The sequence below is a fragment of the Bordetella sp. FB-8 genome, assembly GCF_000382185.1.
Lineage (GTDB): Bacteria > Pseudomonadota > Gammaproteobacteria > Burkholderiales > Burkholderiaceae_B > Bordetella.
Genome location: NZ_KB907784.1, coordinates 3,727,945 through 3,749,959 on the forward strand (window position 1 = coordinate 3,727,945; position 22,015 = coordinate 3,749,959).

Consider the following 22,015-nt stretch of genomic DNA (forward strand, 5'->3'; position numbering starts at 1 on the left):
CATGACCTATTCCGTCAAAGAACTTTTCAAGACACTGCAAGGCGAAGGCGCCCAGGCCGGGCGCGCCGCCGTATTCTGCCGTTTTGCCGGCTGCAACCTCTGGAGCGGCCGCGAAAGCGATCGGGCACAGGCCGCCTGCACCTTCTGCGACACCGATTTCGTCGGCACCGACGGCGAAGGCGGCGGCAAATTTTCCGATGCCCAGGTCCTGGCCGCGGCGATTGCCGCCTGCTGGGGCGATGAGACCGGGCACCGCTACGTCGTCTTCACCGGCGGCGAACCGCTGCTGCAGCTGGACGACGCGCTGGTCGCGGCCGTCCACGCGCAGGGGTTTGCGATCGCCATCGAAACCAACGGCACCATCGCGCCGCCCGCGGGCATAGACTGGATCTGCGTCAGCCCCAAGGGCAACTCGCCGGTGGTGGTGGCGCGCGGCAACGAGCTCAAGCTGGTCTACCCGCAGCTCGATGCCCTGCCCGAGCGCTACGCGCACCTGGACTTCGAACACTTTTTCCTGCAGCCCATGGACGGCCCCGCGCGGGTAGCCAACACCGAGCGCATCGTGCGCTACTGCCTGCAACACCCGCAATGGCGGCTCAGCCTGCAAACCCATAAATACATAGGCATTCCATGAACCACGCCCCAGCCTCCAGTCCGGTCGTGTCCGTCACGCGCAAGCTGGAATTCGACGCGGGCCACCGCATCCCCGACCATCGCAGCCAGTGCCGCAATCTGCATGGCCATCGCTACGTGCTCGAAATCACGCTCGCAGGCGACATCGTCAATGCGCCCGGCGCATCGGACAACGGCATGGTGATGGACTTCACCGAGATCAAGGCCATTGCCCAGGCGCATATCGTCCAGGTCTGGGATCATGCCTTCCTGGTGTACGACGGCGACGTGGCGGTGCGCGACTTCCTGGAATCGCTGCCCAGCCACAAGACGGTGGTGCTGGACCGCATTCCCACCGTCGAAAACCTGGCGGCCATCGCCTTCGAGACGCTGGCGCCGCATTACCATGGCCACTACGGCAACCACCTGCGGCTGACCCGGGTGCGCCTTTACGAAACGCCCAATTGCTGGGCCGACTGCGAAGGCTGAAGACACAAAGGTAGTGTTCCCGCCCAGGGGCGACCCGGCGGAAAAAACCTCAATGCACCGTCGCGTCCGGCGGCGGCGCCTGGTCGTGGCCCATGGCCGCTTCCCAGCTGCGCAAAGGCACGCAGGTCTGCAGTCGCTCGATCGCGCGCTTGATCAGCACCGGATGCAATTCATGGCCCACGTGCGATGCGACGTCTATCGTCGAGTCGCCCTGCAGTTGCCCCAGGCGATGCTGGGCGGCCATGGCGTGATTGACGGTGATGACCGCATCGTCGGCGCCGTGCAGCAAGTGGATGGTCGTGTATTGCGGCGCCTTGTCCGGCAAGGTGGCATAGCGGCCCGAGAAGGCCAACACACGGCCGGCCAGCGCCTGGTCGGCCTGCACCGCTTCCAACGCCATAATGGCGCCCTGCGAAAAGCCCGCCAGCGCCGTGTGGCCGGTCTTGATCTTGAGCCGAAGCTGCGCGGCGCGCACGTACTCGTTCAGCGCCGGCAAGGCCTGCGCCACGCGTTCGGCGCGGTTGTCCTCGCCCACACCACGCGTGGAGAACCATTGGCGGCCCGGGCCGCCGTTGTCATAGGCATGAAAGCCCTCGGGTATCAGCACGACCGCATTGGAAAACGCCACGCGCAGGGCAAGGCCCAGCGCTTCGAGATTGTCGGGATTGCCGCCCACGCCGTGCAGCAACACAAACAGCTGCAAGGCCTCGATGCCGGGATTGGGGTAGAACTCAATGGAAGACGACGCCATGCGCAAGGCTCTCTGCGAAATACGATGCGCCGCCGCGGCGCATTTTGGGTGAGATCTTAACGCGGCGCGGAAACCTTCGCGCCGCGCCTTCGGCCCGCTGCCTGCCGGCAGCCGCTTTTCCCCGGGACGGCCTAAGGTAAGAAATCCCGCGCATCCAGCGGCAGCGGCATGGACGACATCTGGGCGGTGAGCAGGGCGGCGCTACCGCAGGCCAGCGTGAATCCCAGCGCGCCGTGCCCGGCGTTGAGCCAGAGATTGTCCCCGGCCCGGCTACGGCCCACGAGCGGCACCCCCCTGGGCGTGGCGGGCCGCTGGCCAGCCCAGGCCTGAGCCAGGTCCAAATCCAGTGCGGGAAAGGACTCGCGCACCTGACGCTTGAACAACTGCACGCGTTCGGGCACCAGATCGGGCACACCGTCAATGTCCACCATGGCGGCGATGCGCAGCACACTGCCCAGCCGGGCATAGACGATGCGGCGCTGGTAGTCGGTCACGCTGATGTCCGGCACGTCTGCATCGCCCGGCGCGACCGGCACCGTCAGGCTGTAACCCTTGAGCGGATAGATGGGCGCATCGCCGCCCAGTTGATGCAGCAACGCCGGCGTAGCGGTGCCCGCGGCCAGCACCACGGCATCGGTCCGGATGGAATCGCTGTCCGTGCGCACGGACGCAATGCGCCTGCCGTCCGGACGGTCAAAGCCCCGCACCGCGGTGCCCAGGCGGCACGCCACATTGCCCATGCGCAGCAGGCGCTCGTACAACTCTTCGGTGAAAAGCCGGCAGTCGCCCGCTTCCTCGCTGGGGGTATAGACGGCGCCGGCCAGGTCGACCCCCATGCCGGACAGGGCGGGTTCCAGGCGCAGTGTCTGCCGGGCATCCAGAACCTGCTGCTCGGCACCCAGCCGCGCCTGGTAGGCCACTTGCCTGCGCGCCTTCTCCAGCAGAGCCGCATCGCGGTAGACGATGAGCTTGCCATTGCGCACGTGGGCGAAATCCAGCGGCTCCTGCTCCAGCAGGGCATGCAGCACGTCGCGGCTCAGATAGGCCAGCGCCTGCAGGCTGGCCGTGGAGGCCTGCGATGTGGCGGCATTGCAGGCCAGCGCGAACTGTAGGCACCAGCGCCACTGGCGCGGATCGAGCCGCAGCCGCCAGCGCAGCGGCGCATCGCCGCGCAGCAGCCAGCCCGGCACGCTGGGCAGCACGCCCGGAGCGGCCAGCGGCGCGACGTAGCTATAGCTCAGTTGCCCGCCGTTGGCGTGGCTGGCCTGCTGCGCGGGTTTCGAACGGGCATCGACCAGGACGACATCATGGCCTTGGCGAGCGAGGAAATAGGCCGACGTCACACCGATGACGCCGGCCCCTATCACGGTGATATGCATGGTGCCTGCACGACAATAATGGGTAAGCCCGTATTGTCCAAGCAGGCGCCATGCGCGCGCCAATAGCGAAGCCGCCTGCGCCCATAACCTGGACTTATGGGTTGCGGCGGCGCAAGACCGCATTCAGCATGCTCAGCCCCGTGGAAAGCGCCACGCAGGCTAACAGCACCGCCACGAGCGCAAACATCGTTGTCCTGAAAGCATGCACGTAATCGACGGCCCCGGGATGCCCGCCCAGCACCGAGAAGAACACCCCGCCCAACGTTGCCGCGCCGACTGCGGCGCCGATCTGCAGCGCCGCGGTCACCATGCCCGACGCAACACCCGCCCGCTCGGGGACCACCTCGGCCAGGACGATGCGCACGACGGACGGCAGGACGACTCCCTGCCCCATGCCGATCGCCGCCAGCCCCAGATAGAAGCCCACGCCGGGCGCGCCGGTCCCTGCAAGCGCCGCGACGGCCGCGACCCCCACCGCCAGCAGCCCATAGCCTAGCGTCAGCGCGCTGAAAGCGCCGAACCGGTGAACAAGCCGCGGCATCAGCAGGGGGCTGGACAGAAAACCCAGGCCGAACGGCAGTATCGCGATACCCGAGGCCAGCGGCGACCAATGCAGGCCGCTTTGCAGATAGATTCCGTAGGTCAGGAAAAACGCGCTCATCGCATAGAACAGGAACGCCAGCGCAAGCCCGAGCGCGACGACGGGGTTGCGAAAAAGGCGCAGGTCCAGGAGCGGATCCTTGCCGTCGGCCAAGCTGCGCCATTCCACGCGCAGCAGCAGGCCCAGCACCGGGAATGAGCCGGCGAGGCAGGCGATCATCCACAGCGGCCAGCCGGCCTCGCGGCCGCGCGCCAGCGGATAGACCAGCATCAGTAGAAACAGCGACAGCAAAAGCGTGCCGGGAAGATCGATGCGCTGGCCGCGCGGCACGCGGCTTTCCGGAATGAAACGCCAGCTGCCCAGCAGCGCAAACAGGCCGATCGGCAGATTAACCAGAAAGATCGCCCGCCACCCTAGCCCGAACGGATGCAGGCTGATGAGCGCGCCGCCGCCAAGCTGCCCGATGACCGCAGCCAGCCCGAACACAAAGCCGTAAAGGCCCATGACGCGCACCTGCTCGCGCGCGGTGAACATGCTGCGGATCGTGGCCAGAACCTGGGGCGCGAGTATGGCCGCGAACAGCCCTTGCAAGACGCGTCCGGCCACCAGCACGGTACCGCTGCCGGCCAGCCCGCAAAGCATGGACGCCAGGACAAAACCCGCCATGCCCACCATGAAAAGGCGCTTGCGGCCATACATATCCCCAAGGCGGCCGCCGGTTATCAGCATGACGGCATTCGCGCAGGCGTAGGCCGAAACCACCAGCTCCAGTTCAGCGGGGCGCGCGCCGATCCCGTCGCGGATGGCCGGCAGCGCCAGGTTCACGATGAAGTAATCGAGCGGCGGCAAGATGGCCCCCACCAGCAGGACGACCAGTGCCCAGCCGTGATGGCTGGGCGTGGCATCGGCCGGGGCGCGAGGCGCCGCAGCCGATGCCGCAAACGTGTTGTCAGTCATAGTGAAAATCTCGGTGAAAAACGCAGAAGCGGCGCCGTCGCGGCCGGTACCTGACGGTGCCCGCGAGCCAAACATCCGAGGCGCCATTCTGGCCCTTCTTCATAAAACGGAAAAGCGGAAATTTATAGTATTATCCATCGACTTATTCGATGGATTGTGCGATGCGCGGTTTCGAATTCGACCAGCTCAAGACCTTCACGACGGTGGCCAAGGCCGGCAGCCTCTCGGCGGCGGCGGCGCTCGTGCACCTGTCGCAATCGACAGTCAGCGAGCAAATGCGCAAGCTGGAAGCGCGCGCCGGCGTACCGCTTTTCGTGCGCAGCAAGCGAGGGGTCGAACCCACACCGGCGGGCGCACGGCTGCTGGAGCACGCCCGACGCCTGGTGGCGCTGAACGAAGCGGCCTTCGACGAGCTGCGCGGCCAGGCGATCAAGGGCGAACTGCGCGTTGCGATCACCGAGTACTTCCGCCCCAACGAGGTGGCGGGCATGCTCGCACGGCTGCGCGAATGCTATCCGCGCCTGAGCCTGCATGTGCGCGCGATGAAGAGCGTCGAGATCGAACTGGCCCATTCCAGGGGGCAGATCGATCTGGGCGTGGTCATGAACCTTTCGACGGGGCCGTTCAGGCCCGTCGCCGGCAATGCCCGATGGATACTGCGGCGCGAACCGCTCTATTGGGTCGCGGCGCCGGCCCTGGCCGAGCAATTGCCCGAGCGGCTGCCGCTCGTGTTGCTGCCGGACGACTGCATGATGCATCGGACCGCGGTGCACCTGCTCGAGGAAAGAGCGCGGCCCTACGAGCTCGTGCACAGCGCCAGCGGCGTGGCCGGGCTGCAGTCCATGATCGCCGCGGGCTTGGGCGTGGGATGCCTTTGCGCATCGTCGATCCCGGACGGCGTGGTCCGGCTGGGCGCGAAATACCGCCTGCCGATCCTGCCCGAGGCCGTATTCTCGCTCACGCCGCCCCATGCACAAGAACAGGAAACCGTAGCCCAGGCAAGAGAGGTGCTGTCGCGGCAGTTGCTCGCGTAAGGCTTTGAAAATCTGCTGTTCAAAGAAGCGGCGATCCTGCGCCCTGCCACTGCCCAAGCAAGCGACAGGGCGGCAATGCAGCGGCCGGCCCCGCGTGCCAGGCTAGCCGTGGTGCCGCCGCCGCGCCGCCGCTCTCCCAGGCCAGGGCCGCGATCCAGTCCGGCCCCAGGCTCAGCACCATGGCTCCCCAGGCGCCGGCCGGCGCGCGCAGGCGCGAGGCGCTGCCTGGTTCGCCGTCCAGGCCTATGCGCTGCATAGCCCCCGGGAAGTCCAGGCCGGCCGCCTTGACCAGGGCTTCCTTCAGGGTCCAGAGCATATAGAAGTATTCGAGCTGGCCGCGGGAGCCTTCACCCAGCCGCGCCAGGGTCCTCTGCTCGGCGCCGTCGCAGACCCAGCGCCCCAGATCCGCCACCCTGCGCGGGCGGATGCGCTCCAGATCCACGCCAACACGCGCGCCCGGCATGCCCGGAGCCACAAGGACGCACAGGGCATGGCCCCCGCTATGGCTCAGGGACCCGACCGGGCCACCGGGGGGCAGGCTCGCAATCAGGGCACGGCTGGCCCGCCAGTCCAGGTCGGCCCGGGGCGCGCGGGCCTGGCCGGCCCGCACCCGGTCCTCGGGGCGCAGCTTGGCGGGATCGTAATGCGCCGCCGACCCGGGTGCGGCCCAACCCAGCAGAAAATCAAAATCGCGCACGCCTCGAACCTGTAGTCAATAGCTTGAAAACATACTGAAAAAGCTTTATCCGATCCAGTAAAATCGTGCCCGATATGCTGACTTTCTCGATCACCCATTGGCAGGCGTGGGCGCCGAGCATACACAATCGGTCTTGCTGGCAGGACTGGGCCCAGGCCCCGTTCTGCCCCATTGTGCACGACGACGCCCCTCGGCTCGACTTCCTGCCCCTCATGCAGCGCCGGCGGCTCAGCTCCATGGCACGCATGGTTTTTGCCTGCGCCTGGCCGCTGGCCGAAGGCCGCCCTCCCATGCCGGTGGTCTACGCCTCGCGGCACGGCGAAACCAGCCGCGGATTCGAGCTGCTGCAGGCGCTGGCCCGGGACGAAGACCTCTCGCCGACCTCTTTTGCCCTGTCCGTACACAACGCCATTGTCGGACAGTGGTCCATCGTACGGCAGGAAACCTGCCAAGCCGCCGCCCTGTCGATCGAGGGCGACGGCGCCGAGCACGCCTTTCTGGAAGCCGGCATGCTGCAAAGTCAGGGCCACGACCAGGTGCTGGTCATCCTGGCGGAGGAGACACCCCCGCAAGCCTATCGCCCCTGGACCGCCGACGTTCCCTTCCCCTACGCCGCGGCCTTCATCGTCGGCCGAGGCACCGGCATGAGCCTGCAACTGTCCCCGCACGGCGCGCAGCCCGACGATGCCGGGTTGCCCGGCCCCTTGAACTTGCTGCGTCACCTATCCCTGGGCACGCCGCGCTGGCATTGCCGCGCGGGCAATCGCACATGGATCTGGACATGCCAGCGCTGAGGCCGCCGCGCCAGGACTATTGGCTGTGGCGCCTGATCGCCACGGGCCTGTCATTCGCCTTGTTCGGCCTGGGCGGCCTGGCGCTGCGCGTGCTGGTCTTTCCCCTCCAGCGCCTGCTGCCCGGGGATGCGCGCACGCGCCAGCGGCGCGCGCGTCTGGCGATTCGCCGTACTTTCAGTCTGCTCGTGCGCTTCATGATCCGCGCCGGCGTCATCGAGCTCGATTTCAAGAACGCCGACCGGCTCGGGCGGCCCGGCCAGCTCGTCATTGCCAACCATCCTTCGCTGCTGGACGTCGTCCTGCTGGTGGGCCACATCCCCGATGCCAACTGCGTGGTCAAGCACAAGCTCGCCGCCAACCCCTTTACGCGCGGCTCCGTGCAAAATGCGGGCTACATTACCAATGACCTGAGTATGGAAATGCTGGACCGCGCGGCCCAGGTGCTGCGTCGGGGCGAAACGCTGCTGATGTTCCCGGAAGGCACGCGCACGCCGCTGGGAAGCCTGCCGCGCTTTCACCGCGGCGCCTGCGCCATCGCGCTGCGCGGGGCCGGCATCGTCACACCCGTCGTCATCCGCATGACTCCGCGCAGCCTGACCAAGGGCGAACCCTGGTGGCGCATTCCGAATCAACGCATACGCTATACCATCGAAGTCGGCGCGGATCTGGATCCGCGGCAATGGCTGGCCCACGACCTGCCTCCCGCGGCGGGCCGCAAGATGAACGATTTTCTCCATACTTATTTTGAAGCGAGACTTACCCCCGATGACTGCCCTGGAACCCGAAATCAAGACGCTCATCATTGAAACGCTGGGCCTGGAGGACATGACTCCCGAAGACATCGGCAACGACGACCTGCTCTTTGGCGAAGGACTGGGCCTGGACTCAGTCGACGCGCTGGAGCTGGGCCTGGCGCTGCAAAAGCGCTATGGCATCACGCTCGAGGCGGAAACCAGGAACATGCGAAAGCACTTCGCCACGGTGGCCAGCCTGGCCGCCTTCGTTGCCTCGCACCGCGACGCCTGAACTTGTCCAGGATCTCTTTCATGCAGACCCGAGAAGCCATCCTGGCCACGCTGCGCGAAGCGCTGGTCGAACTGTTCGAAATCGAGCCTGATCGCGTCACTCCCGAGGCCAACCTCTACACCGACCTCGAGATCGACAGCATCGACGCCATCGATCTTATCGATCACATCAAGCGCAAGACCGGACGCAAGCTGGACGCCAGCGATTTCCGCAGCGTGCGCACCGTGCAGGATGTCATCGAGGCGATCCACCAGAAGCAACAGTCCCCGAATCAATGAAATCATTGCTCGGCGCCGCGCTGCTGCTGGCGGGCCTGGCCTACCCGTTCTGGGTCCACGCCATGATGGAACGCGCCCAACCCGGCTGGATCATGCTGCCGATGGCCGCGCTATGGCTGCTGCGCACGCTCATCCCGGGCAAAGGCCAGCCCGGCGGACGCCTGCCGCCCCTGCTGGCCCTGATGGGCTGCGTCATCTTCGCCCTGGTCGGGTCCAAAGCCGGGCTGCGCTGGTATCCGGTGCTCATCAATGTCATCATGCTCGCCGTCTTCGGCGCCAGCCTGCGCTACGGCCCGCCCCTGATCGAGCGCATCGCCCGGCTGCAGCATCCGGATCTGCCGCCCGAAGGCGTGCGCTATACCCGCAAGGTCACGCAGGTGTGGATCGGGTTCTTCATATTCAACGGCCTGGCGGCGACGGCCTTGGCCCTGTGGGGGCCGTGGTCATGGTGGACGGCCTACACCGGCTGCATCAGCTACGTTCTGACCGGCGTGTTGTTCGCTGGCGAATGGCTGGTGCGGCCGCGCTTCAAAAAAGAAGCGCCCCATGCCGCCGGGCGGATCTGACATGTCCTGGATAGACCTGCCCGACCTGCTTGTCCAGGCATCGCCGCGACGTCTGGTGGCGCACGAGCCTGCCCTGGACCTGGCCGAACTGGTCCAGCGCAGCCTGACCATGGCCGCCGGTCTGCAGGCTGGCGGCATCCGGCGCGCAGGGCTGTTCTTCGACGATGCGACGCTGCTGGCGGCGGCACTGCTGGCATGCTGGCGCGTCGGCGCCTGCGCAATCCTGCCCGGCGACGTCCAGCCGGCCACTTGCGCGCGCCTGCAAGGCGAAACGCACGCCTGGCTGAGCGACCGGGAACTGCCCGCCGAGGCGACCGGACAGATCCCCCTGAACGCGCTGCTCTCGCATGCGCCGATGGCGCCGGCGCAGCTTGATCCGCATGCGCCGGGCATGCGCATCCTCACCTCCGGCTCCAGCGGCACGCCCAAGCTCATCGATAAGCGCTGGCCGCAACTCATGCAAGAGATCCGCGCGCTGCAGGCGCAGTGGCCCGCGTTCGAAGGCGGACACGGCTTGGGCGGGAAAGACCGGCCCGTCACCGTCCTGGGCACTGTCAGCACGCAGCATATGTATGGCCTGCCGTTCCGGCTGCTGTGGCCTCTTTGCGCCGGCCGTCCCATCGTGCGCGCGCAACTGGCCTATCCGGAAGAGGTTCAGCTGGCCGTGCGCAGGTACGCGCCCTGCGTCTGGATCGCCAGCCCCGCGATCCTGCGCCGCCTGGGCGGCAACCTGGACTGGGCCGCGCTGCGGCAAGGCCTGCGCGGCCTGTTTTCCGCTGGCGGCGCACTGCCCGGCGCGACCGTGCGTTCCCTGAACCAGCGGCTGGGTTGGCTGCCGACCGAGATCTACGGCAGCTCCGAAACCGGCATCGTGGCCTGGCGCCAGGGCGAAACGGACTGGCAGTGCATCGCGGGCGTCGCAGTCGGGTTGGATGCGCGCCGGGCGCTGTGGGTGCGGTCGCCCTGGACCAACGACGCACGCGAGCAGACTGCCGACACTGCCCAGTTGCGTGCGCAAGGCGGCTTCGTCCTGCAGGGGCGCCTGGATCGCATCATCAAGCTCGAAGAAAAACGCATCGCCCTGCCCCGGGTCGAACACGCACTGGCCAGCCAACCCTGGGTGGACCAGGCCTATGTCGACCGCCTGACCGGCGCCGGCCGACTGACCGCCCTCATTGCGCTGACGCCGGCCGGCCGGCATGCCTTGCGCAACCAGGGCCGCCAGGCCGTCATTGCCGCGCTGCGCGCGCACCTGGCGCCTCAGGTCGAGAAGCTGGCCGTGCCGCGCAGCTGGCGCTTTCTGCACCAGTTGCCCTGGAACGCGCAAGGCAAGTTACCGCGCCCGATCTTCGAACGGCTGGCCGGTCCGCGCCCCCTCTGCCCCGAACTCGAACCCCTGCCCGCGCCCGACGCGTCGACACGGCGCTATGTCTTCGAAGTTCCGCTGGATCTGGCGCATTTCTCGGGCCATTTCACGCAGCTGCCCATCGTGCCTGGCGTAATGCAGGTCGGCTGGGCCTTCGAGGCCGCGCGCCGCGACCTGAAACCCGACCTGAACTTCGGCGGTATGGAAGTGCTCAAGTTCCAGAAGTTGCTGCGTCCCGGCGATGCCGCCGAACTGCTGCTGCGCTGGGACGACGAACGGGCCAAGCTGCACTTCTCGCTGCTTCTGGCCGGCGCAGCCTGCGCGTCCGGCCGCATTCTGCATCGCCCCCGCCATGACCAGCCATAAGCCCTGCGCCCTGATCCCCGTCTACAACCACGGCCATACGGTCGCGGCGGTCGCCCATGGGCTGCGCGCCCGGGGTCTGCCCTGTCTGCTCGTGGACGACGGCTCGGACCCGGCCTGTGCCGCCGTGCTGGACGCGCTGGCGCGCGAACCGGGCATGCGACTGATACGCCGCCGCGTGAACGGCGGCAAGGGTGTAGCCATGCTGGATGGCTTTCGAGCAGCCGGCGAGCTGGGCTATAGCCATGCATTGCAGATCGACGCGGACGGCCAGCATGCTTTACAAGACGTCGAACAATTCCTGGCGCTTTCCCGCGCGCATCCCGAAGCCGTGATAGGCGGCGCCCCCATCTACGGCCAAGACGCGCCGCGCGCGCGCCTGTACGGCCGCTGGCTAACCCGCGTATGGGTGTGGATCAACACGCTGTCGCTGGACATTCCCGATGCCATGTGCGGCTTTAGGCTCTATCCGCTGCCGCCCACGCTGGCCGTCATCGAGCGCGCTCCGGTGGGACGGCGCATGGACTTTGACATCGGCATCATCGTGCGCCTGCACTGGCGCGGCACGCCCATGGTCTGGCTGCCCACGCGCGTGGTCTATCCCGCCGACGGCGTCTCGCATTTCAAGGGCCTGCGCGACAACGCCATGATCAGCATGATGCACGCGCGGCTCTTTTTCGGCATGCTCTGGCGCGCGCCGTGGCTGCTGGCCCAGCGCGCGCTCAAGGCCGCGCGCGGGAACCCGGCATGACCCGGCACGACCAGACGCACTGGGCCAAGCAGCCCGAGCGCGGCAGCGGCTTTTTGATGCAGCTGACCGCCCGCGCCGTGCGCCTTCTGGGGCGGCGCGCGCTGACGCCGCTGGTGTGGCTCATCGTGCTGTACTTTTATGCCACCGGCGGCCGGGCGCGGCGCGCCATCCGGGAGTACCAACAGCGCCTGGCCGCGCACAGTGGATGCGGCGATCTCTTCCCCGGGCACTGCGCCGTCTATCGCCAGTACCTCATGTTCGCGCAAGTCCTGCTCGACAAGCTGGACGCCTGGCAGGGCAGGATCACGTTCGAGGATCTGCAGGTCGACGACCCCGACGCACTGCTGCCGCAAATGTCCTGCAGCGGCGTGCGCGGGCAGATCCTGCTCTGCGCCCACATAGGCAATCTGGATGTCTGCCGCGCGCTGGCCGCGCATCGACAGGGCATAAGGCTGACCGTGCTGGTCCACAGCTACAACGCCGTGCGCTTTAACAAAATACTGACCGATGCCGGCGCTACCCATGTCGAGCTCATGCAGGTCAGCGAACTGGATGCCATTGCCATGCTGGACCTGAGCCAGCGCATCGAGCGCGGTGAATGGCTGGCCATCACCGGCGACCGCCTGCCGCCGCGCGGCAACCGCGCCGTGACCGTGGATTTCCTCGGCGCGCCCGCGCGGTTTCCGCAAGGGCCGTGGCTGCTGGCCGGGTTGCTGCGCTGTCCCGTCAACATTCTGTCCTGCACCCGCCAGGAACGGGGTTCCCGAGGGGATGTTTCAGCCTTGGGGCGGCCCGGCGGCACAAAGCGATACCGGCTGTCCATGCGGCGCCTGGCCAGCGACCTCGCCTGGACGCGCGCCAACCGCGAAGACGCCATCCAGCGCATCGCGCAAGACTATGCCGACGAACTCGCGCTGGCCTGCCGGCAGTCGCCGCTGCAGTGGTTCAATTTCTACCCTTTCTGGAAAAATCATGCGTAAGCGCGGACACCTGGGCGCCGAGGTCCGGATCAAAGTGCCCTTCTACGATGTCGATACCCTGCACGTGGCCTGGCACGGCCATTACGCCAAGTACCTGGAAGAAGCGCGCTGCGCGCTGCTTGATGTCATAGGCTACAACTACGATGCCATGCGCGAAGACGGCTATGCCTGGCCCGTCATCGACCTGCATATCCGCTATGCCCAGCCAGCCCGTTTCGGCCAGTTGATCGCCGCGCGCGCCGAACTGATGGAATGGCAGAACCGGCTGGTAGTCAACTATCTGATCACCGACGCCGCCACGGGCATGCGGCTGACCCGTGCCACGACGACCCAAATCGCCGTGCATATCGCCACGCGCGAAATGCAGATGGTCTCGCCCGCCGGCCTGACACGCGCCGTGCAAGCCGCCCTGAACGCTCGGGAGGCCGCGTGATGAAACGATGGATACTGCTAACCCTGCTCGCGCTGGTCCCCTGCATGGCCGGTGCCTTCGGGCTCGGCCAATTGCAAGCGCAACTGCGCGCCGCGCCCATCGTGCGAGGCCATTTCGTGCAGCAAAAATTCCTTCGATCCCTGCCCCAGCCCCTGACCAGCCGCGGCGATTTCACCTTGGCGCAGGGCAAGGGCCTGCTGTGGCAACTGACCAGTCCCTTCGCGCAGGACCTGCGCATCACCCCGCAAGGCATCGCCAAACGCGACGAGCGAGGGCAATGGCAAGCTCTGCCCCAGCAGTTGGGCGCAAGCCGCGAGACCGGCCTCTTCCTGGCGGTGCTGGCCGGGGACACGCACGGTCTGCAGGAAAACTTCGACATATCGCTCACCGGCCACGCCCAGGACTGGACCATGACCATGAAACCCAGTTCGGCGCTGCTGAGCCAGGTCTTTGACGCCATCGTGATCCAGGGCGATGCGCTGGTACGGCGCATCGAACTGCGCGAAACCCAGGGCGACCGCACCGTGCTGCAACTGCAGGACCTGCAGCCAGCCACGCAACTCAACGCCCAGGAGCAGCGTGCCTACGCGCATTGACCGCCTGCTGCCGCGGCTGTTCCAGTTCGGCCTGCTGATCCTGCTCTGCCTGGGCGCCTGGCAGTGCCGGCACGGCTGGCCCGTCTCGTCCGACCTGCTGTCGCTGCTCCCGCCTACCCGCGGCGACGCTTTGCAGCGCCAGGCCCAGGCCCGCGTGCAGGAACCCTTGACCCGCCAGATGATCGCCCTGGTCGGCGCGCGCAAGCGCGAGGACGCAGTCGCCCAGGCGCGGGCATTGGGCGCGCGCATGACGGCCAGCCGCCTCTTCGTGCGCGTGCAAACCGACTACAGCCCCGATCTGGCCGCCGTGCGCGCCGCGCTGCTGGCCGGCCGCGTGGCCATGCTGCCGGCCGCCGACAGGCAGCTGCTGGAAAACGACCCCGCCGCCTATGCAGCACGCCGGGCGCGCGAAATCGTCGATCCGTTCTCGGCCGCCGGCCTGATACCGCTGGACCAGGACTGGCTGGGCCTGACGCGCCGCATCCAGGACGCGCTCAGCCCCGGCGGGGCCGTGCAATTCGACCCGGCCAGCGACACGCTGCAGGCCGTCCACGACGGCCGGACCTGGGTCATGGTGCGCGCCGAGACGATCGGCAGCGCCTTCGACCAGCAAAGTCCGCGGAAAGTCGCGGCGCTGATGCGCCAGGCCCGGCAGGAACTGCAGGCGCACCAGTCCAGGCTGCTCGTGACCGGCGGCGCCCTGTTCGCCGACGCGGGCCGACGCCAAGCCGTACGCGAAAGCAGCCTCATCGGCGCAGGATCGGTGCTGGGCATCGTGCTGGTGCTGCTCCTGGCGCTGCGGCGCTGGCGGGCGCTCCTGGCGTTCGTGCCCGCCGCGGTAGGCTTTCTGGCCGGTTTCGTCGCCTGCGTCGCGGTCTTCGGCCAGATCCACGTGCTGACTCTGGTCGTGGGCGCCAGCCTGATCGGCTTCGTCGTTGACTTTCCCATGCACTGGCTGGGCAAACGCTACGGCATCGCCGACTGGCAGGCCTGGCCGGTCATGCGCCGCGTGCTGCCGGGCCTGACCCTCAGCCTGGCTGCGAGCCTGGTGGGCTATGTGGCGTTGGCCTTCACGCCGTTTCCCGCCCTGACGCAGATATCCGTCTTTTCCACCGCGGGCCTGCTGGGCGCCTATGCCTGCACGGTATGCCAGATGCCGGCCTGGTTCGCGCGCTGGCAACCCCGGCCCCAGCCAGCGCTGGCCCGCTGGGCTGACGTATTGCTGGGCGCGATCCGGACACTGCACGGCCGGCGCGCGGCGCGCCGGTCCATCGTGTTTGCCGGCGTCTTGCTCTGCGCCGGCGGCATCGCGCGGCTGAACCTGCACGACGATCTGCGCCAGTGGCTGGCCCTGCCGGCGCCGCTGCTGCAACAAGCGCGCCAGATCGGCCAGATCACAGGCTTCATGCCCACCAGCCAATTCTTCCTGGTGCGGGCCGACAGCGATGATGAACTGCTGCGCCGCACGTCCCGGGTCGATGCCGCGCTGGAACGGCTCAAGACCAAACACGAACTGGCCTCCTACCTCTCGCTGAGCCAGTTGGTCGCACCCATCGCGCGCCAGCGGCAGACGCAAACGCGCCTGGCCGATCTCGCCGCGCAAGCGCGGCCCTGGCAGGCCTTCGAACAGGCGGGGATCCCCATCCATGCCATCCAGGCCGAACTCAGGACGCTGGCCGCCCTGCCCCCAGTGGGCATAAAAGCCGCGCTCGCCGGACCGCAGGCCGAAGCCTGGCGCGGCCTCTGGCTGGGCCGGCACGACGGGCAATCGGCCGGCATCGTCACCCTGCAGGGCCTGCCCGACGCAGCCGTGCTGGCGGGCGTCGCGGCCGGCATTCCCGGCGTGACGCTGGTCGACCAGAACAGCGAACTGAACCATATGTTCACCACCACCCGCATCGAAGCCGCGCTGCTCAAGCTGGCCTCGTACGTCCTGGCCGCACTGATCCTGCTGGCCACGCTAGGACGGCATGCAACCTGGCGCATCCTGGCGGTGCCGCTGGCGGCAACGTGCTGTACGCTCGCCGCGCTGGGCTACCTGGGATGTCCGCTCACGCTGTTCAGCATCTTCGGACTGCTGTTGGTTTCGGCCATCGGTGTGGACTACGCTGTCTTCATCTACGAGCGCATCGCCGGCCCGCAAGCCTGCCTGGTGGGCATCGCGCTGGCCGCGAGCTGCACCCTGTTTTCTTTCGGCCTGCTGGCTTTCAGCGGCACGCCGGCCATTGCCAGCTTCGGCCTGACCGTGGCGCTGGGCATCGTCTTCTGCCTGCTGATCGCTCCCTGGCTGAGCTTCTCGAACAAGGAATCCCCTTCCCATGGAAACACGTGAAGTCGTCATCATCGGGGCGGGTCCCGCGGGCGCCGTCGCCGCCGCGCTGCTCAGGCGCAAAGGCCACGACGTGCTGGTGCTGGAACGGCAGACCTTTCCGCGCTTTTCTATCGGCGAAAGCCTGCTGGCGCACTGCCTGGAATTTGTCGAGGAAGCCGGCATGATGCCTGCCGTGCGGGCGGCGGGTTTTCAGACCAAGAACGGCGCGGCTTTCGCCTGGGGCGATCGCTACACGGACTTCGATTTCCGCGAGAAGTTCAGCCCCGGCCCCGGCACCACCTTCCAAGTGCAGCGTGCCCGCTTCGACCAGATACTGGCCGACGAGGCGGCCCGGCAGGGCGTGGACGTGCGCTTCCAGCAGGAGGTGACGGGCGGCGAATTCACCAGCCAGGGCGCCCTGCTGCAAGTGCGCGATCTGACGAGCGGCGAATCGGAACGGATCCAGGCCCGCTTCGTGCTCGATGCAAGCGGTTACGGCCGCGTCCTGGCGCGTCTGCTGGACCTGGAGCGCCCTTGCGACATGCCGGCGCGCAAGGCCGTCTTCACCCATGTCGAAGACCGCATCACGGACGACCGATTCGATCGGGAAAAAATCCTCATCAGCGTGCATCCGCAACACCGCGGCATCTGGTATTGGCTGATCCCTTTTTCCAACGGCCGCTGCTCGCTGGGCGTAGTCGGCGACGCGGCGCTGCTCGATAAGACCTCGGATTGGACCTCGCCCGACGACATGCTCAAGCAATGGGTCCATGCCGAGCCCAACCTTGCCAAGGTGCTGCGCGATGCGGTCTGGGACACCCCGGCCAACGCCCTTGGCGGCTACAGCGCCGCGGTCAAGCGCCTGCACGGACCGTCCTTCGCCCTGCTGGGCAACGCCGCCGAATTCCTCGACCCGGTCTTTTCCTCGGGTGTCACCATTGCGCTCAAGTCATCCAAACTGGCCGCCGACGCCCTGCACCGCCAGTTGCGCGGCGAAAAGATCGACTGGGACGTCGAATTCGCCCAGCCGCTGATGGTAGGCGTGGATACCTTCCGCGCCTATGTGCAGGGCTGGTACGAAGGCGTTTTCCAGGACGTGGTGTTCTACGAGCAGGCCCAGCCCGAGATCAAGCGCATGATCAGCTCCATCCTCGCCGGCTATGCCTGGGATACGGACAACCCCTTCGTGGCCGACCCCGGGCGCCGCCTGCGCATGCTGGCCCAGATCTGCCACACGTCCGCCGCCATCCAATGAGAACGCCCCTTTTCTCTCTGCGGCCGCGCAAGGCGCTGCCCCTGCTCGCGCTGCTGCTGGGCGCCTGTTCCAGCGCACCGCCCGTGCCGCGGCACGAGGCGGACCTGGGCCTGCCGCGCCGGGTCCACATTGTCCAACGCACCGCGAGCCAGCCCAGCCTGGACCGCATGCTCGTGGTCCAGCAAATAGGCCAGGCCAGCCGCTGGTCGCTCTTCGATCCGCTAGGCGTGCCTCTGGCGCGTCAGCAGCTGCAAAACGGGCAATGGCACAGCGTGGGCCTGCTTCCACCCAATGCGCCAGCGCGCATCCTGTTCGCCGAATTGATCTTCGCCTGGATGCCGCGCGATCAACTCGATTCCGCCTACGGACCCGATGCCTGGCGCGCGCAGGCGCTACCGGACGGACGCCGCGTGCGCCTATTCCTGGGCAGCGGCGGCAGCGACTGCTCGCCACTTTGGACAGTCGCATGGGCCGCCCCGCCCGCGCCGCGCAGCACTTTCACGATCACACAGGCCGACGGCACAAGCTGGCTGGTTTCGCCGTTGAGGGATCAGCCATGAGCATTGCGCTGTCCACGACCTGGCTCAGCCGTCCCGGCGTGGTATGCGCGTTGGGCAGCGGTCTTGCGCAAGTCGCACAGCGGCTCTATGCCGGCGACACCTCGGGCATGCAGGCCAGCGACGCCTGGATCCAAGGCCGCACCGCAGTGGCAGGCCCTTACGCCGGCGCTCTGCCCGAATGGCCCGAAGATCTCGCGCCGCATCAACGCAGCCACAACAACCAGCTGCTGCTGGCCGCCGCATTGCAGATCGAACCCATGCTGCGCCAGGCCGTAGCACGCCACGGTCCGCACCGCGTGGGCGTCGTGCTGGGCACCAGCACGTCCGGCATCAACGACAACGCGCCCGCCTTCGTCACGCTGCGCGAAACCGGGCGCTGGCCGCACGGCTACGACTACCGCCGCCAGGCACTGTCGTCGCCCGCGGCCTTCCTGGCCGAATGGCTGGGCAGCGCCGGACCGGCGCAGACCATCTCCACGGCCTGCACTTCCAGCGCACGCGCACTCATGACCGCGCGCGCCCTGCTGCGCATGGGTTTTTGCGACGCCGTAGTCTGCGGCGGCGCCGACAGCCTGTGCCGCTTCACCCTGCGCGGGTTCGCCTCGCTGGGCGCCATCAGCGACGCGCTCTGCAACCCGTTCTCCGCGGCGCGCAAGGGCATAACCATCGGCGAAGCCGCGGCGCTCTTTCTCATGCAGCGCGAGGCGCCGGACGACAATGGCGTGGCCCTGCTGGGTGGGGGCGCAAGCTCGGACGCCTGGCACATGTCCTCGCCCGAGCCCGGCGGCCGGGGCGCGCGGCAGGCCATGCAGGCGGCGCTGAGCGAGGCCGGGCTGCAGGCCGCCGACATAGGCTGGGTCAATCTGCACGGCACCGGCACCGAACTGAACGACGCCATGGAAAGCCTGGCCATGCAGGCCTTTTTTCCCGACCAGGGCGTGCCCTGCGCCTCGACCAAGCCGATGACGGGACATGCGCTGGGCGCCGCAGGCGCGCTGGAGGCCGTGCTGGCCTGGATCACCCTCTCGCCCGAATACGCCGATCGTCCCTTGCCCCCGCACATCTGGGACGGCCAGGCCGATCCCGCACTGCCTGCGCTCGATTTCAGCGGCGCGGGACAAGCCTATGCCCCGGGCAGGCGCCGCGTCGCCATGAGCAACTCTTTCGCCTTCGGCGGCAACAATGCCAGCCTCATTTTGGGAGCTGCGCCATGACGCCGGTCATACCCAGGCTGCCCATGCCTGCGGCCGAACTGCTGCCGCACTCGGGCGATATCGTGCTGCTCGACGAAATCCTGTCCTGCTGCGAAGATGCCCTGACGGCAAGCGTCAGCGTGAAGCCCAGCCTGGTGCGGCCCAGCCTAGTGCGGCCCAGCCTGTTCAGCCAGGCAGACGGCAGCCTGCCGCCCTGGATCGGGCTGGAAATCCTGGCACAGGCCGTCGCCGCCTGGGCCGGCTGGCAGGCCCTGGTGACGGGCAAGCCGGTGCGGCTGGGTTTCCTACTGGGCACACGCCAGTACGAATGCCACGTCGATGCTTTCCCGCCTGGCGCCGTGCTGACAGTCCAGGTCGAGCGCACGCTGCAAGACGAAGCCGGCATGGGTATCTTCCAGGGCAGCATCCAAGAAGGCGTGCGCCAAATCGCGCAGGCCCGCCTGAACGTGTATCAACCCGACGACATCTCACGCTATACGCAGGAAAGCGAACCCGAATGAACACGCCTACCGTTCTCGTCACCGGATCCAGCCGCGGCATCGGCCGCGCCATCGCCCTGGCGCTCGCCGCAGCCGGCCACGACCTGGTCCTGCATTGCCGCAGCCGTCTGGAACAGGCGCAGGCCGTGCGAGACGAAATCCTCGGCCTGGGCCGGCAAGCCCGCATACTGAGCTTCGACCTGGCCGACCGTGCACAATGCAGGCAGGCGCTCGAAGCCGACATCGAAACGCACGGCGCCTACTACGGCGTCGTCCTGAACGCCGGCCTGGCCCGCGACGCAGCCTTCCCCGCGCTCAGCGGCGAAGACTGGGATCAGGTCCTGCACACCAATCTGGACGGTTTCTACAATGTGCTGCATCCGCTTGCCATGCCTATGGTGCGGCGGCGCGCGCCCGGCCGCATTGTCTGCATCGCCTCGGTGTCGGGGCTGACCGGCAACCGCGGCCAGACCAACTACAGCGCCGCCAAGGCCGGCATCATCGCCGCGGCCAAGTCGCTGGCTGTCGAACTAGCCAAACGGCAAATCACTGTCAATTGCGTGGCGCCGGGCCTCATCGAAACCGACATGATCGACGACAATGTCCCCGTGGACGAAATTCTCAAAGCCATTCCCGCCCAGCGCCTGGGCCAGCCAGAAGAAGTCGCCGCGGCCGTCGCCTTCCTGATGTCGCCTGCCGCCGCCTATATCACCCGCCAGGTGCTGTCGGTCAACGGAGGGTTGTGCTGATGCAGCGCGTCGTCGTCACCGGCATGGGCGGCATCAGCGCCCTGGGGCACGACTGGCACGCTATCGCGGCCGCCTTCGACGCCGGCCACAACGCCGTGCGCGTCATGCCAGACTGGGACCGCTATGCTGAACTCAATACCCGACTGGCGGCGCCCATTCCGCAATTCGAAGTCCCGGGCCACTGGACACGCAAACAGTTGCGCAGCATGGGCCGCGTCTCGCAGCTGTCCGTCTACGCCGCCGAGCGCGCGCTGTCGGACGCGGGCCTGCGCGATGACCCCGACATCGCCGACGGCCGCATGGGCGTGGCCTGCGGCTCGTCCACCGGCAGCACCGCGGAAATCCGCGCCTTCGGCAATATGTTGCTCAACGGCGTCACGGACGACCTGAACGCCAATTCCTATGTGCGCATGATGCCGCACACCACCGCGGCCAACATCGGCATCTTCTTCGGCCTGAAGGGCCGCATCATCCCCACCTCCAGCGCCTGCACCTCGGGCAGCCAGGGAATAGGCTACGCCTACGAAGCCATACGCTTCGGCCGCCAGGCGCTGATGCTGGCCGGCGGCGCCGAAGAACTCTGCGCCAGCGAAGCCATCGTCTTCGATGCGCTTTACGCCACCAGCCAGCGCAACGACGCGCCCGAGCTCTCGCCGCGCCCCTACGACAGCCAACGCGACGGCCTGGTGATCGGCGAAGGCGCCGGGATGCTGGTGCTCGAATCGCTGGACCATGCGCTGGCGCGCGGCGCGCGCATCCATGCCGAGATCGTCGGCTTCGGCAGCAACTCCGACGGCAGCCACATCACCCGCCCCGAGGCCGCGACCATGAGCGTGGCCATGAAGCAAGCCCTGGACGACGCGCGGCTGCCGCCCGAGGCGATCGGCTACGTCAACGGCCACGGCACGGCGACCGAGCATGGCGACATCGCCGAAACGCAGGCCACGCAAGCGGTCTTCGGCACCCGGGTCACCATCAGTTCGCAGAAAAGCTATCTGGGCCACACGCTGGGCGCCTGCGGCGCGCTGGAATCTTGGTTCAGCATCGAGATGCTCAAGCACGACCGCTACATCGCCACGCTCAATCTCGCCCAGGTCGATCCTCGCTGCGGCGATCTCGACTACATCATGGGCGCCCCGCGCCAGGCCAGTCACGAATACGTCATGAACAACAACTTCGCCTTCGGCGGCATCAACACCTCGTTGATCTTCCGCCGCTGGGCCTGAAACCGAGGACTCTCATGAGCACCCCCCTCAAGACCCGCATCGCCGACGAAATCAAGACCGCCATGCGCGCCAAGGACACGGCCCGCCTGGGCACGCTGCGCTTTCTCTCGGCTGCCTTGAAACAGAAAGAAGTCGACGAGCGCCGCGAACTATCCGACACCGAGGTCACGGCCATCATCGAGAAGCAGGTCAAGCAGCGCCGCGAATCCATCGCAGCCTTCGAGCAGGCCGGCCGCACGCAAAGCGCTGATCAGGAGAAAGCGGAACTGGTCGTGCTGCAGGAATTCCTGCCCCAGGCCGCATCGGCCGAGGAAGTCGCCGCCGTCATCGACAAGGCGCTGGCCGACGTCGCCGCGCAGGGCGTGAGCGGCCCGGCCGCCATGGGCCGCGCCATGGCCGTCGTCAAGCCCGCTCTGGCCGGCCGCGCCGACATGGCCGAAGTGTCCAAGCTGCTCAAGGCCAGGCTGGGCTGAAGCCCGAGCAAACCATGCGCGGTGCCGTATTTCACCGGATCGAATCCGGCAGGCACGGTCTAATCTGAGGCGATA

General features: G+C 67.5%; 25 protein-coding genes. 21 read left to right on the plus strand and 4 right to left on the minus strand.

The annotated features are described in order from the left end of the window. The first annotated feature begins 1 nt into the window (after position 1). Together queE and queD are read left to right on the plus strand one after the other, a co-directional pair. Positions 2-634 carry a 7-carboxy-7-deazaguanine synthase gene (gene queE / locus H143_RS0117775; protein ID WP_026350205.1) on the plus strand — a complete coding sequence of 211 codons (633 nt, stop codon included), beginning with the start codon at positions 2-4 and terminating at the stop codon, positions 632-634. Then, positions 631-1,101, plus strand: a complete 471-nt coding sequence (gene queD / locus H143_RS0117780; protein WP_019939616.1) for a 6-carboxytetrahydropterin synthase QueD — start codon at positions 631-633, stop codon at positions 1,099-1,101. The genes queE and queD overlap by 4 nt, the downstream gene beginning before the upstream one ends. A gap of 49 nt (positions 1,102-1,150) precedes the next feature. On the opposite strand, the gene ypfH is transcribed toward queD, so the two are convergent. The 3 genes from ypfH to H143_RS0117795 form a co-directional block, all read right to left on the minus strand. After that, positions 1,151-1,852, minus strand: a complete 702-nt coding sequence (gene ypfH, locus H143_RS0117785; RefSeq protein WP_019939617.1) for an esterase — start codon at positions 1,850-1,852, stop codon at positions 1,151-1,153. A 131-nt stretch (positions 1,853-1,983) separates the two neighbouring features. Next, complete coding sequence (locus H143_RS0117790) at positions 1,984-3,231, minus strand: D-amino acid dehydrogenase (protein ID WP_019939618.1); 1,248 nt, start codon at positions 3,229-3,231, stop codon at positions 1,984-1,986. Positions 3,232-3,325: 94 nt separating this feature from the next. Beyond that, entirely contained in the window at positions 3,326-4,789 is a 1,464-nt protein-coding gene (locus tag H143_RS0117795; protein WP_026350206.1) for an MFS transporter, read from the minus strand. A gap of 161 nt (positions 4,790-4,950) precedes the next feature. Here H143_RS0117795 and H143_RS0117800 point away from each other — a divergent pair, with 161 nt between their 5' ends. Continuing rightward, complete coding sequence (locus H143_RS0117800) at positions 4,951-5,823, plus strand: LysR family transcriptional regulator (RefSeq protein WP_019939620.1); 873 nt, start codon at positions 4,951-4,953, stop codon at positions 5,821-5,823. A 19-nt stretch (positions 5,824-5,842) separates the two neighbouring features. Here the strand turns inward: H143_RS0117800 and H143_RS0117805 are convergent, their stop codons facing one another. Beyond that, positions 5,843-6,520 carry a 4'-phosphopantetheinyl transferase superfamily protein gene (locus H143_RS0117805; RefSeq protein ID WP_019939621.1) on the minus strand — a complete coding sequence of 226 codons (678 nt, stop codon included), beginning with the start codon at positions 6,518-6,520 and terminating at the stop codon, positions 5,843-5,845. Between the two features lie 74 nt (positions 6,521-6,594). Between H143_RS0117805 and H143_RS0117810 the strand changes: the two genes are divergently transcribed. Genes H143_RS0117810 through H143_RS0117895 form a run of 18 tightly spaced genes read left to right on the plus strand, consistent with a single transcriptional unit; the run spans position 6,595 to position 21,940 of the window. Further along, on the plus strand, positions 6,595-7,314 hold the full coding sequence (locus H143_RS0117810; protein ID WP_019939622.1) for a beta-ketoacyl synthase chain length factor: 720 nt from the start codon (positions 6,595-6,597) through the stop codon (positions 7,312-7,314). Continuing rightward, entirely contained in the window at positions 7,302-8,120 is an 819-nt protein-coding gene (locus tag H143_RS0117815; protein WP_231378517.1) for a 1-acyl-sn-glycerol-3-phosphate acyltransferase, read from the plus strand. Before H143_RS0117810 ends, H143_RS0117815 begins: the two co-directional genes overlap by 13 nt. Further along, a complete protein-coding gene (locus tag H143_RS0117820) occupies positions 8,080-8,340 on the plus strand; it encodes a phosphopantetheine-binding protein (protein WP_019939624.1) in 261 nt (86 codons plus the stop codon). The genes H143_RS0117815 and H143_RS0117820 overlap by 41 nt, the downstream gene beginning before the upstream one ends. Before the next feature lie 20 nt (positions 8,341-8,360). Next, on the plus strand, positions 8,361-8,618 hold the full coding sequence (locus H143_RS0117825) for an acyl carrier protein (RefSeq protein ID WP_019939625.1): 258 nt from the start codon (positions 8,361-8,363) through the stop codon (positions 8,616-8,618). Further along, complete coding sequence (locus H143_RS21070) at positions 8,615-9,184, plus strand: hypothetical protein (RefSeq protein ID WP_019939626.1); 570 nt, start codon at positions 8,615-8,617, stop codon at positions 9,182-9,184. The genes H143_RS0117825 and H143_RS21070 overlap by 4 nt, the downstream gene beginning before the upstream one ends. Position 9,185: 1 nt before the next feature. Then, positions 9,186-10,916 (plus strand): AMP-binding protein, encoded by a 1,731-nt coding sequence (locus H143_RS0117835; RefSeq protein WP_033365625.1) that lies wholly within the window; start codon positions 9,186-9,188, stop codon positions 10,914-10,916. Then, the gene (locus H143_RS0117840; protein WP_019939628.1) at positions 10,903-11,664 is read left to right on the plus strand and encodes a glycosyltransferase family 2 protein; all 762 of its coding nucleotides are present in this window, start codon (positions 10,903-10,905) and stop codon (positions 11,662-11,664) included. The genes H143_RS0117835 and H143_RS0117840 overlap by 14 nt, the downstream gene beginning before the upstream one ends. Next, the gene (locus tag H143_RS0117845; protein ID WP_019939629.1) at positions 11,661-12,644 is read left to right on the plus strand and encodes a hypothetical protein; all 984 of its coding nucleotides are present in this window, start codon (positions 11,661-11,663) and stop codon (positions 12,642-12,644) included. Before H143_RS0117840 ends, H143_RS0117845 begins: the two co-directional genes overlap by 4 nt. Continuing rightward, positions 12,637-13,077, plus strand: a complete 441-nt coding sequence (locus H143_RS0117850; RefSeq protein ID WP_019939630.1) for a thioesterase family protein — start codon at positions 12,637-12,639, stop codon at positions 13,075-13,077. Before H143_RS0117845 ends, H143_RS0117850 begins: the two co-directional genes overlap by 8 nt. Next, positions 13,077-13,673, plus strand: a complete 597-nt coding sequence (locus H143_RS0117855; protein ID WP_019939631.1) for an outer membrane lipoprotein carrier protein LolA — start codon at positions 13,077-13,079, stop codon at positions 13,671-13,673. Before H143_RS0117850 ends, H143_RS0117855 begins: the two co-directional genes overlap by 1 nt. Then, positions 13,657-16,005 (plus strand): MMPL family transporter, encoded by a 2,349-nt coding sequence (locus H143_RS21075; protein ID WP_019939632.1) that lies wholly within the window; start codon positions 13,657-13,659, stop codon positions 16,003-16,005. The genes H143_RS0117855 and H143_RS21075 overlap by 17 nt, the downstream gene beginning before the upstream one ends. Then, positions 15,992-17,239, plus strand: coding sequence for an NAD(P)/FAD-dependent oxidoreductase (locus H143_RS0117865; protein WP_019939633.1), 1,248 nt, complete (start codon positions 15,992-15,994; stop codon positions 17,237-17,239). The genes H143_RS21075 and H143_RS0117865 overlap by 14 nt, the downstream gene beginning before the upstream one ends. Next, complete coding sequence (locus H143_RS0117870; protein ID WP_019939634.1) at positions 17,236-17,799, plus strand: hypothetical protein; 564 nt, start codon at positions 17,236-17,238, stop codon at positions 17,797-17,799. Before H143_RS0117865 ends, H143_RS0117870 begins: the two co-directional genes overlap by 4 nt. Further along, positions 17,796-19,013: a beta-ketoacyl-ACP synthase gene (locus H143_RS0117875; RefSeq protein ID WP_019939635.1), complete on the plus strand. Its 1,218-nt coding sequence runs from the start codon at positions 17,796-17,798 to the stop codon at positions 19,011-19,013. Before H143_RS0117870 ends, H143_RS0117875 begins: the two co-directional genes overlap by 4 nt. Then, positions 19,010-19,513, plus strand: a complete 504-nt coding sequence (locus tag H143_RS0117880; protein ID WP_019939636.1) for a hotdog family protein — start codon at positions 19,010-19,012, stop codon at positions 19,511-19,513. The genes H143_RS0117875 and H143_RS0117880 overlap by 4 nt, the downstream gene beginning before the upstream one ends. Beyond that, entirely contained in the window at positions 19,510-20,241 is a 732-nt protein-coding gene (fabG, locus tag H143_RS0117885) for a 3-oxoacyl-ACP reductase FabG (RefSeq protein WP_019939637.1), read from the plus strand. Before H143_RS0117880 ends, fabG begins: the two co-directional genes overlap by 4 nt. Beyond that, on the plus strand, positions 20,241-21,467 hold the full coding sequence (locus H143_RS0117890; RefSeq protein WP_019939638.1) for a beta-ketoacyl-ACP synthase: 1,227 nt from the start codon (positions 20,241-20,243) through the stop codon (positions 21,465-21,467). Before fabG ends, H143_RS0117890 begins: the two co-directional genes overlap by 1 nt. 14 nt (positions 21,468-21,481) lie before the next feature. Beyond that, positions 21,482-21,940, plus strand: coding sequence for a GatB/YqeY domain-containing protein (locus H143_RS0117895; protein ID WP_019939639.1), 459 nt, complete (start codon positions 21,482-21,484; stop codon positions 21,938-21,940). Positions 21,941-22,015 lie beyond the last annotated feature (75 nt).

What these genes read in the sequence shown, in the direction of transcription:
- queE (WP_026350205.1), top strand. Translation starts at nt 2, where the DNA reads ATGACCTATTCCGTCAAAGAACTTTTCAAGACACTGCAAGGCGAAGGC.
- queD (WP_019939616.1), top strand. Translation starts at nt 631, where the DNA reads ATGAACCACGCCCCAGCCTCCAGTCCGGTCGTGTCCGTCACGCGCAAG.
- ypfH (WP_019939617.1), bottom strand. Translation starts at nt 1,852, where the DNA reads ATGGCGTCGTCTTCCATTGAGTTCTACCCCAATCCCGGCATCGAGGCC.
- H143_RS0117790 (WP_019939618.1), bottom strand. Translation starts at nt 3,231, where the DNA reads ATGCATATCACCGTGATAGGGGCCGGCGTCATCGGTGTGACGTCGGCC.
- H143_RS0117795 (WP_026350206.1), bottom strand. Translation starts at nt 4,789, where the DNA reads ATGACTGACAACACGTTTGCGGCATCGGCTGCGGCGCCTCGCGCCCCG.
- H143_RS0117800 (WP_019939620.1), top strand. Translation starts at nt 4,951, where the DNA reads ATGCGCGGTTTCGAATTCGACCAGCTCAAGACCTTCACGACGGTGGCC.
- H143_RS0117810 (WP_019939622.1), top strand. Translation starts at nt 6,595, where the DNA reads ATGCTGACTTTCTCGATCACCCATTGGCAGGCGTGGGCGCCGAGCATA.
- H143_RS0117815 (WP_231378517.1), top strand. Translation starts at nt 7,302, where the DNA reads ATGCCAGCGCTGAGGCCGCCGCGCCAGGACTATTGGCTGTGGCGCCTG.
- H143_RS0117820 (WP_019939624.1), top strand. Translation starts at nt 8,080, where the DNA reads ATGACTGCCCTGGAACCCGAAATCAAGACGCTCATCATTGAAACGCTG.
- H143_RS0117825 (WP_019939625.1), top strand. Translation starts at nt 8,361, where the DNA reads ATGCAGACCCGAGAAGCCATCCTGGCCACGCTGCGCGAAGCGCTGGTC.
- H143_RS21070 (WP_019939626.1), top strand. Translation starts at nt 8,615, where the DNA reads ATGAAATCATTGCTCGGCGCCGCGCTGCTGCTGGCGGGCCTGGCCTAC.
- H143_RS0117835 (WP_033365625.1), top strand. Translation starts at nt 9,186, where the DNA reads ATGTCCTGGATAGACCTGCCCGACCTGCTTGTCCAGGCATCGCCGCGA.
- H143_RS0117840 (WP_019939628.1), top strand. Translation starts at nt 10,903, where the DNA reads ATGACCAGCCATAAGCCCTGCGCCCTGATCCCCGTCTACAACCACGGC.
- H143_RS0117845 (WP_019939629.1), top strand. Translation starts at nt 11,661, where the DNA reads ATGACCCGGCACGACCAGACGCACTGGGCCAAGCAGCCCGAGCGCGGC.
- H143_RS0117850 (WP_019939630.1), top strand. Translation starts at nt 12,637, where the DNA reads ATGCGTAAGCGCGGACACCTGGGCGCCGAGGTCCGGATCAAAGTGCCC.
- H143_RS0117855 (WP_019939631.1), top strand. Translation starts at nt 13,077, where the DNA reads ATGAAACGATGGATACTGCTAACCCTGCTCGCGCTGGTCCCCTGCATG.
- H143_RS0117865 (WP_019939633.1), top strand. Translation starts at nt 15,992, where the DNA reads ATGGAAACACGTGAAGTCGTCATCATCGGGGCGGGTCCCGCGGGCGCC.
- H143_RS0117870 (WP_019939634.1), top strand. Translation starts at nt 17,236, where the DNA reads ATGAGAACGCCCCTTTTCTCTCTGCGGCCGCGCAAGGCGCTGCCCCTG.
- H143_RS0117875 (WP_019939635.1), top strand. Translation starts at nt 17,796, where the DNA reads ATGAGCATTGCGCTGTCCACGACCTGGCTCAGCCGTCCCGGCGTGGTA.
- H143_RS0117880 (WP_019939636.1), top strand. Translation starts at nt 19,010, where the DNA reads ATGACGCCGGTCATACCCAGGCTGCCCATGCCTGCGGCCGAACTGCTG.
- fabG (WP_019939637.1), top strand. Translation starts at nt 19,510, where the DNA reads ATGAACACGCCTACCGTTCTCGTCACCGGATCCAGCCGCGGCATCGGC.
- H143_RS0117890 (WP_019939638.1), top strand. Translation starts at nt 20,241, where the DNA reads ATGCAGCGCGTCGTCGTCACCGGCATGGGCGGCATCAGCGCCCTGGGG.
- H143_RS0117895 (WP_019939639.1), top strand. Translation starts at nt 21,482, where the DNA reads ATGAGCACCCCCCTCAAGACCCGCATCGCCGACGAAATCAAGACCGCC.